This is a genomic window from Anaerotignum sp. (assembly GCF_017483025.1).
Lineage (GTDB): Bacteria > Bacillota > Clostridia > Lachnospirales > Anaerotignaceae > Anaerotignum_A.
Genome location: NZ_JAFUMA010000126.1, coordinates 1 through 5,556, shown reverse-complemented (window position 1 = coordinate 5,556; position 5,556 = coordinate 1). Strand labels below are relative to the sequence as shown.

Genomic DNA, 5,556 nt, shown 5'->3' with positions numbered 1-5,556 from the left:
AGCCCTTTTGCACCGAGGATGTTTCGCACCAGACAGACCAGATTTGTGGCCATCCCGGAATATCCCTTAAGAAGGAGATTCGCTAGGATCACAAATGATGTGTTCGCCACCTGCCATTTCAGCATATTCTCTTTTCTTTTTCCAAACGTGCTATAGCATAAGCAGCAAGCCGATAAGAGAGAAAAAAACAGGCCTATCATTTTAACGCTGACTCCCTTATGAATGACACAGCGCCATTACACTCAATACAAGAGCTCAAATTCTATTCTCTCTAAGCGCCCGCAACTGAGCCTTTTCGGGCGCATAAAGTTACATGATCATATTCATAAACTGGGAAATGTTTTCTGCAAACTTCTCCGGCTGCTCAAGGGCCGTGAAGTGCCCGCCGCGAGGCATCTCGGTGTACATGATAACGGGATAGTTCCGCTCTATCCATTCCCTCGGCGCAGGGAGAACATCATGGGGGAATGCGGCAATTGCGGTTGGAACCGTAACTTTGCCAAGTGGTGGCAGTGTGAAGCGATTCCCATGATAGGCACGGATAGAGGTGCCGGCCGTATTGGTCATCCAATAGAGCGTCAAACAGTCAAGAATGTCGTCCATCGTCAACAGTGACCAGTCGCTCCAGGCGTGATACTTCTCTGTTATCCAAGCCGCCATACCAGCGGGAGAATCGCTTAGCAAATATGCCAGCGTCTGCGGCTTTGTGCTGTGAATGTTGATATAGGCGCCCTCCATACGCTGCCATTCAATGGCCTTGCGCTTATAGGAGAGCTCAGCAGGCGCCAGCTTCTCGTCCGACGCAGAAACAAGTTCCCCTACCAATCCCACGTCGGTGAGATGGATTCCCTTGACTTCCTGCGGATAACGTGTGGCGAGGTAGCAGGTTACGCCGCGGCCCATATCACCGCCTGATGCCGCATATTCTTTGTATCCCAGCACCTCTGTCATCAGTCGGTGCCATATTTCGGCAACTTCAGCATTGTTTAGAAAGCCCTTCGGTGGCAGCGTTGAAAATGCGAAGCCCGGCAGCGATGGCACCACAAGGTCGTAATCTGAAAGCAGAGGGAATACCTTTGCATAGCGCAGGAAGCTGTCAGGCCATCCGTGCGTCAGCAGCAGCGGCATTGCGTCTTTGCGTGAACCGGGAATGTGAAAGAAGTGAACGGTAAGTCCGTCCAGTTCACATGTGAATTGGGGATACTGATTCAATTCTCGCTGCTTACGCGACCAATCATATCCATCGCGCCAATAATCAAGAAGCGTCTGCAAATAATCGCTGTTCGTTCCTAAAATCCAATTCTCATTGTTCAATGATCTTGGCAATCTGGTAGATCCTATACGCTGGCGAAGTTCTTCCAGCTGTTCTTCGCCAAAATCAATGCGGAATTCTTTCATACTGATGAGCACTCCTTTCTTCAGCAAATTCAAATTTTATCTTACTCTTTTGTTGAGTGAAGTATATCAGAAATATGCAAAAAGTTCTACCGCCTACTCAAAGAAACGCCCGAAGAAGGTCGGGCTTCTTCGGGCATACTAAATACTGTTTTGTGGACGCCCATCTATGCAGGGGGGGCTTTTTTTATTTCCGAAAGAGGAAGGAACGGAAACTTTATTCTTCTACATACAGATCAGCGATGGAATACAGCACTGCGGAGCCGGCCAGTGTTACTCTGTCGCCATTCAGATTGCAGTGCAGTGTGCCGCCGCGTTTGGAGGCCTGTCTTGCAATGATCTGATTTTTGCCCAGTTTCTGTGCCCAGAAGGGAACGATATGGCAGTGACCGCTGCCGCAAACGGGGTCTTCTGTGATAGCCAGTTTGGAGCAGAAGGAACGGGATACGGAATCATAATTTGTGCCTTTGGCTGTCACATGCTGCAGCAGACCATCCAGTTCTGTGATTCTGCCGTGATCGGGTGCCATATTCACTACATCGGCTTCCTTTTCAAATACACAAAGCAGGTCACGGCCCAGCCATGCTTCCACGGGTCTTACACCAAAGATTTCTTCCATCTGGTCTGTCACGGGAACTTCTTTCAGTTCATATGCGGGGAAGTCCATTTCCAGCAGGTCACCTTTTTTCACAACGGTCAGAGGGCCGCTCATGGTGTTGAAGGTGATGGATGTTGCTTCCTTTTCAAAGAAGGAGAACAGTACGTAGGATGTACCCAGAGTGGCATGACCGCACAGGTCGATTTCACCGCCGGGGGTAAACCATCTCAGGTGATAGTTTTCGCCTTCTTTTACGGCGAAAGCGGTTTCGGAGAGATTGTTTTCGATGGCAATTTTCAGCATCAGCTCATCGGAAGGGTATTTGTCCAGCACGCAAACCGCTGCGGGGTTGCCTTCGAATACTTTTTCAGCGAAAGCGTCAACATGGTAACATTTCATACTAAATGACCTCCTTATATGTAAAATACGATTTTTTCTGATTTAATCATAGCACAATAGTAGGCTACATACAATTCGAAAATTGTCTGTCATACACTTTCGTTGCAAGAAAGTCGAAAATATAGTATGATAATGCGGACGGAGAGGAGAGGTCATATGCAGTCTATCAGTGAAATCAAAGAAATTTTGAGCAGTTGTTCCATGGAAACACTGCCGGAACAGATGAAACAATTTGAAGCAGACAGCCGAAAGGGCGTCCAAAACCTGCTGACCTCTTTTCGGAAGAAATATGACAAGCATCTGCAGGAATTGGAGCGTCTGGAAGAAATCTTGACCTACGAGCGTGGTTGTTGGGATGCAGGTTATGAACTGGTTGCCGGTATCGATGAAGTGGGCAGAGGCCCGCTGGCAGGGCCGGTGGTGGCGGCGGCGGTGATTTTGCCGAAAGGCTGCAAAATCGAAGGAGTCAATGACTCCAAGAAGCTTTCCGCCAAAAAGAGAGAAGAACTCTATGATATCATTCTGGAAAAAGCTGTGTCCTACGGCATCGGCGTCGTTTCCAATGAGCGTATCGACGAAATCAATATCCTGCAGGCAACCTATGAGGCCATGCGGGATGCTCTTTCTCAGCTGAGCCCCAGAGCGGATTATATCCTTGCCGATGCGGTGACCATCCCTATGGTCTCTACACCCCAGAAAGGCATCATCAAAGGGGATGCCAAGAGCATGTCCATCGGGGCGGCCAGTATTATTGCCAAGGTCTATCGTGACCGTATGATGGAAGCCTTCGATGAGGTTTACCCCGGTTATGGCTTTGCGGCGAATAAAGGCTATGGCTCTGCGGAGCATATTGAGGGCATCAAAAAACTGGGTATCACGCCCATCCATCGGAAAACCTTCGTGAAAAATTTCCTGCCCCAGGATGGAGAAACGACGACGGACAAGGGTCATCGCGGGGAAGCCATTGCGGCAAAGCAGATGGAGAAAATGGGCTATGAGATTTTGGAGAGGAATTTCCATGCCCTGAAAGGCGAGATCGATATCATCGCCAAAAAAGATACATATATCGTTTTTACGGAAGTAAAATACAGAAAAAATGAAGAGATGGGAACGCCTGCAGAGGCGGTGAACCACTGGAAACAGCAGCACATCATCCGTGCGGCGAAGGCCTATATTGCCCAGAATTGTCTGGAGCAGCTGGGCTACGATTTTCGCTTTGATGTGGCAGAGGTACTGAACAATGACGGCAAGGTATACTTCCGTTATACAGAGGATGCATTCCAGCTGTAAGATACCCCCAGCAGGAGCTCAACCCCTGCACCCCGTTGCGGCAAGGGCGCTGGCCAAGTGAGGGACGGAGTCCATCGAAAAAGGAGAATAAAATGGCAATTGTTAAAAAAGGCGATTTAGAATACATTACATTTGAAAACTTAGAGAAAACAGGCATGGTGCGTCATTGTTTCACCACCCGCCACGGCGGTGTCAGCACAGAGCATTGGGCAACCATGAACATGGGGCTTTCCCGTGGAGAAGCAAAGGAACCTGTATGGGAAAATTATCGTATCCTGGCGGATGCCGTTGGTTTTACGGCAGACAACTATGTGACATCTCAGCAGACCCACACCACAAATGTGCGCAGAGTGACAGCAGAAGACAAGGGCAAGGGTGTCTGGATCGACAGAGGCTATACGGATGTGGATGGTCTTATCACAAATGAAAAGAATATCCCTCTGGTGATCTTTGGCGCGGACTGTGTGCCTGTGTTCCTGCTGGATAAGAAAAACAAGGCTATCGGGGTGGCCCACTGCGGCTGGATGGGCACAGGCAAGCGTATGGCAGAAAAGACCCTGCAGGCCATGATGGAAGCCTTTGGAACAGACCCTGCAGACGTGACAGCGGCTATTGGCCCTTCTATTGGTAAATGCTGTTTCCAGATGGACGAACCTGTGTTAAACTTATTTAAAGAGAACATTGAATGGACAGATGACATCGTGGAAGTTGACCCTTCTCAGGAAGGCAAATATAAAATGGACCTGTGGGAGTGCAACCGCAGACTGCTGGCGGAAATGGGCGTGAAGGATATCGAAATCAGCGGCCTTTGCACTAAATGCGATCAGGTACGTTTTTATTCCCATAGAGGCATGGGCGAAAAACGCGGTGTTATGGCAGGTATTATGGAACTGATTTAAGAGAAGAATGCAGAAGGAAGTGCAAAAAATCTTGGCACTTCCTTTCTTTTTGTGGTATACTAAACAGAATGGAAAATTGGGCTCTTATGCCCATCTGTAAAAAATTGTAAAATAACTGCAAAGCAGGTTGGAGGTATTATACTATGAGCAAACCTATCGTAGCTGTGGTAGGCCGCCCCAACGTAGGGAAATCTACCCTGTTCAACAGACTGGCAGGGGAAAGAATTTCCATCGTGCAGGATACACCCGGCGTAACCCGTGACCGTATCTATGCTGACGTGGAATGGCTGGACCGCAAATTTACATTGATTGATACCGGTGGTATGGAGATCGGTTCCGAAGAGATCATCCAGAAACAGATCGTGCAGCAGGCACAGATCGCCATCGAAACAGCAGACGTTATCCTGTTTGTGACAGACGTAAAAACAGGCGTAACAGACGATGACATGAAAGTAGCAAATATGCTGCGCCGCACAAAGAAACCCGTTGTTCTGGCGGTAAATAAAGTAGACAGCGTAAAACGTGACAGCATGGCTGTTTATGAATTCTATGAACTGGGTATCGGCGATCCCATGCCCGTTTCCGCGGGACAGGCTCTGGGCCTGGGCGATATGCTGGATCAGGTTATTGCACACTTCCCTGAAAAAGATGCTTCTGAGGAAGAAGACGATGCCATCCGCGTTGCCATCATCGGCAAACCCAACGTAGGCAAATCTTCCCTGATCAATAAGATTTTGGGGGAAGACAGACTGATCGTAAGCAATATCGCCGGCACAACAAGAGACGCCGTAGATACACCCATCGAAATCGATGGACAGAAATATATCTTCATCGATACAGCTGGTATGCGCCGCAAGAGCAAGATCAAAGAAGAAATCGAACGTTTCAGTATCATCCGCGCCGTTGCTGCGGTGGAACGCTGTGACGTTGCCATTCTGGTGATCGATGCCAACGAAGGCATCACAGATCAGGATA

At 48.7% G+C, this 5,556-nt stretch carries 5 protein-coding genes; 3 read left to right on the top strand and 2 right to left on the bottom strand.

Going from position 1 to position 5,556, the window contains the following annotated elements; translation table 11 throughout:
• Positions 1-309: 309 nt before the first annotated feature.
• A complete protein-coding gene (locus IJ369_RS10760; protein WP_290718902.1) occupies positions 310-1,398 on the bottom strand; it encodes an epoxide hydrolase family protein in 1,089 nt (362 codons plus the stop codon).
• Between the two features lie 214 nt (positions 1,399-1,612).
• Positions 1,613-2,392 carry a PhzF family phenazine biosynthesis protein gene (locus tag IJ369_RS10755; RefSeq protein WP_290718570.1) on the bottom strand — a complete coding sequence of 260 codons (780 nt, stop codon included), beginning with the start codon at positions 2,390-2,392 and terminating at the stop codon, positions 1,613-1,615.
• 156 nt (positions 2,393-2,548) lie between these two features.
• Between IJ369_RS10755 and IJ369_RS10750 the strand changes: the two genes are divergently transcribed.
• From IJ369_RS10750 to der, 3 genes are all read left to right on the top strand, one after another.
• Positions 2,549-3,682, top strand: a complete 1,134-nt coding sequence (locus IJ369_RS10750) for a ribonuclease HII (protein ID WP_330612992.1) — start codon at positions 2,549-2,551, stop codon at positions 3,680-3,682.
• A 92-nt stretch (positions 3,683-3,774) separates the two neighbouring features.
• Positions 3,775-4,581, top strand: a complete 807-nt coding sequence (gene pgeF, locus IJ369_RS10740) for a peptidoglycan editing factor PgeF (protein WP_290718568.1) — start codon at positions 3,775-3,777, stop codon at positions 4,579-4,581.
• Between the two features lie 143 nt (positions 4,582-4,724).
• A partial coding sequence (gene der, locus IJ369_RS10735) for a ribosome biogenesis GTPase Der (protein ID WP_290718900.1) occupies positions 4,725-5,556 on the top strand: 832 nt, incomplete at its 3' end.

What these genes read in the sequence shown, in the direction of transcription:
- IJ369_RS10760 (WP_290718902.1), bottom strand. Translation starts at nt 1,398, where the DNA reads ATGAAAGAATTCCGCATTGATTTTGGCGAAGAACAGCTGGAAGAACTT.
- IJ369_RS10755 (WP_290718570.1), bottom strand. Translation starts at nt 2,392, where the DNA reads ATGAAATGTTACCATGTTGACGCTTTCGCTGAAAAAGTATTCGAAGGC.
- IJ369_RS10750 (WP_330612992.1), top strand. Translation starts at nt 2,549, where the DNA reads ATGCAGTCTATCAGTGAAATCAAAGAAATTTTGAGCAGTTGTTCCATG.
- pgeF (WP_290718568.1), top strand. Translation starts at nt 3,775, where the DNA reads ATGGCAATTGTTAAAAAAGGCGATTTAGAATACATTACATTTGAAAAC.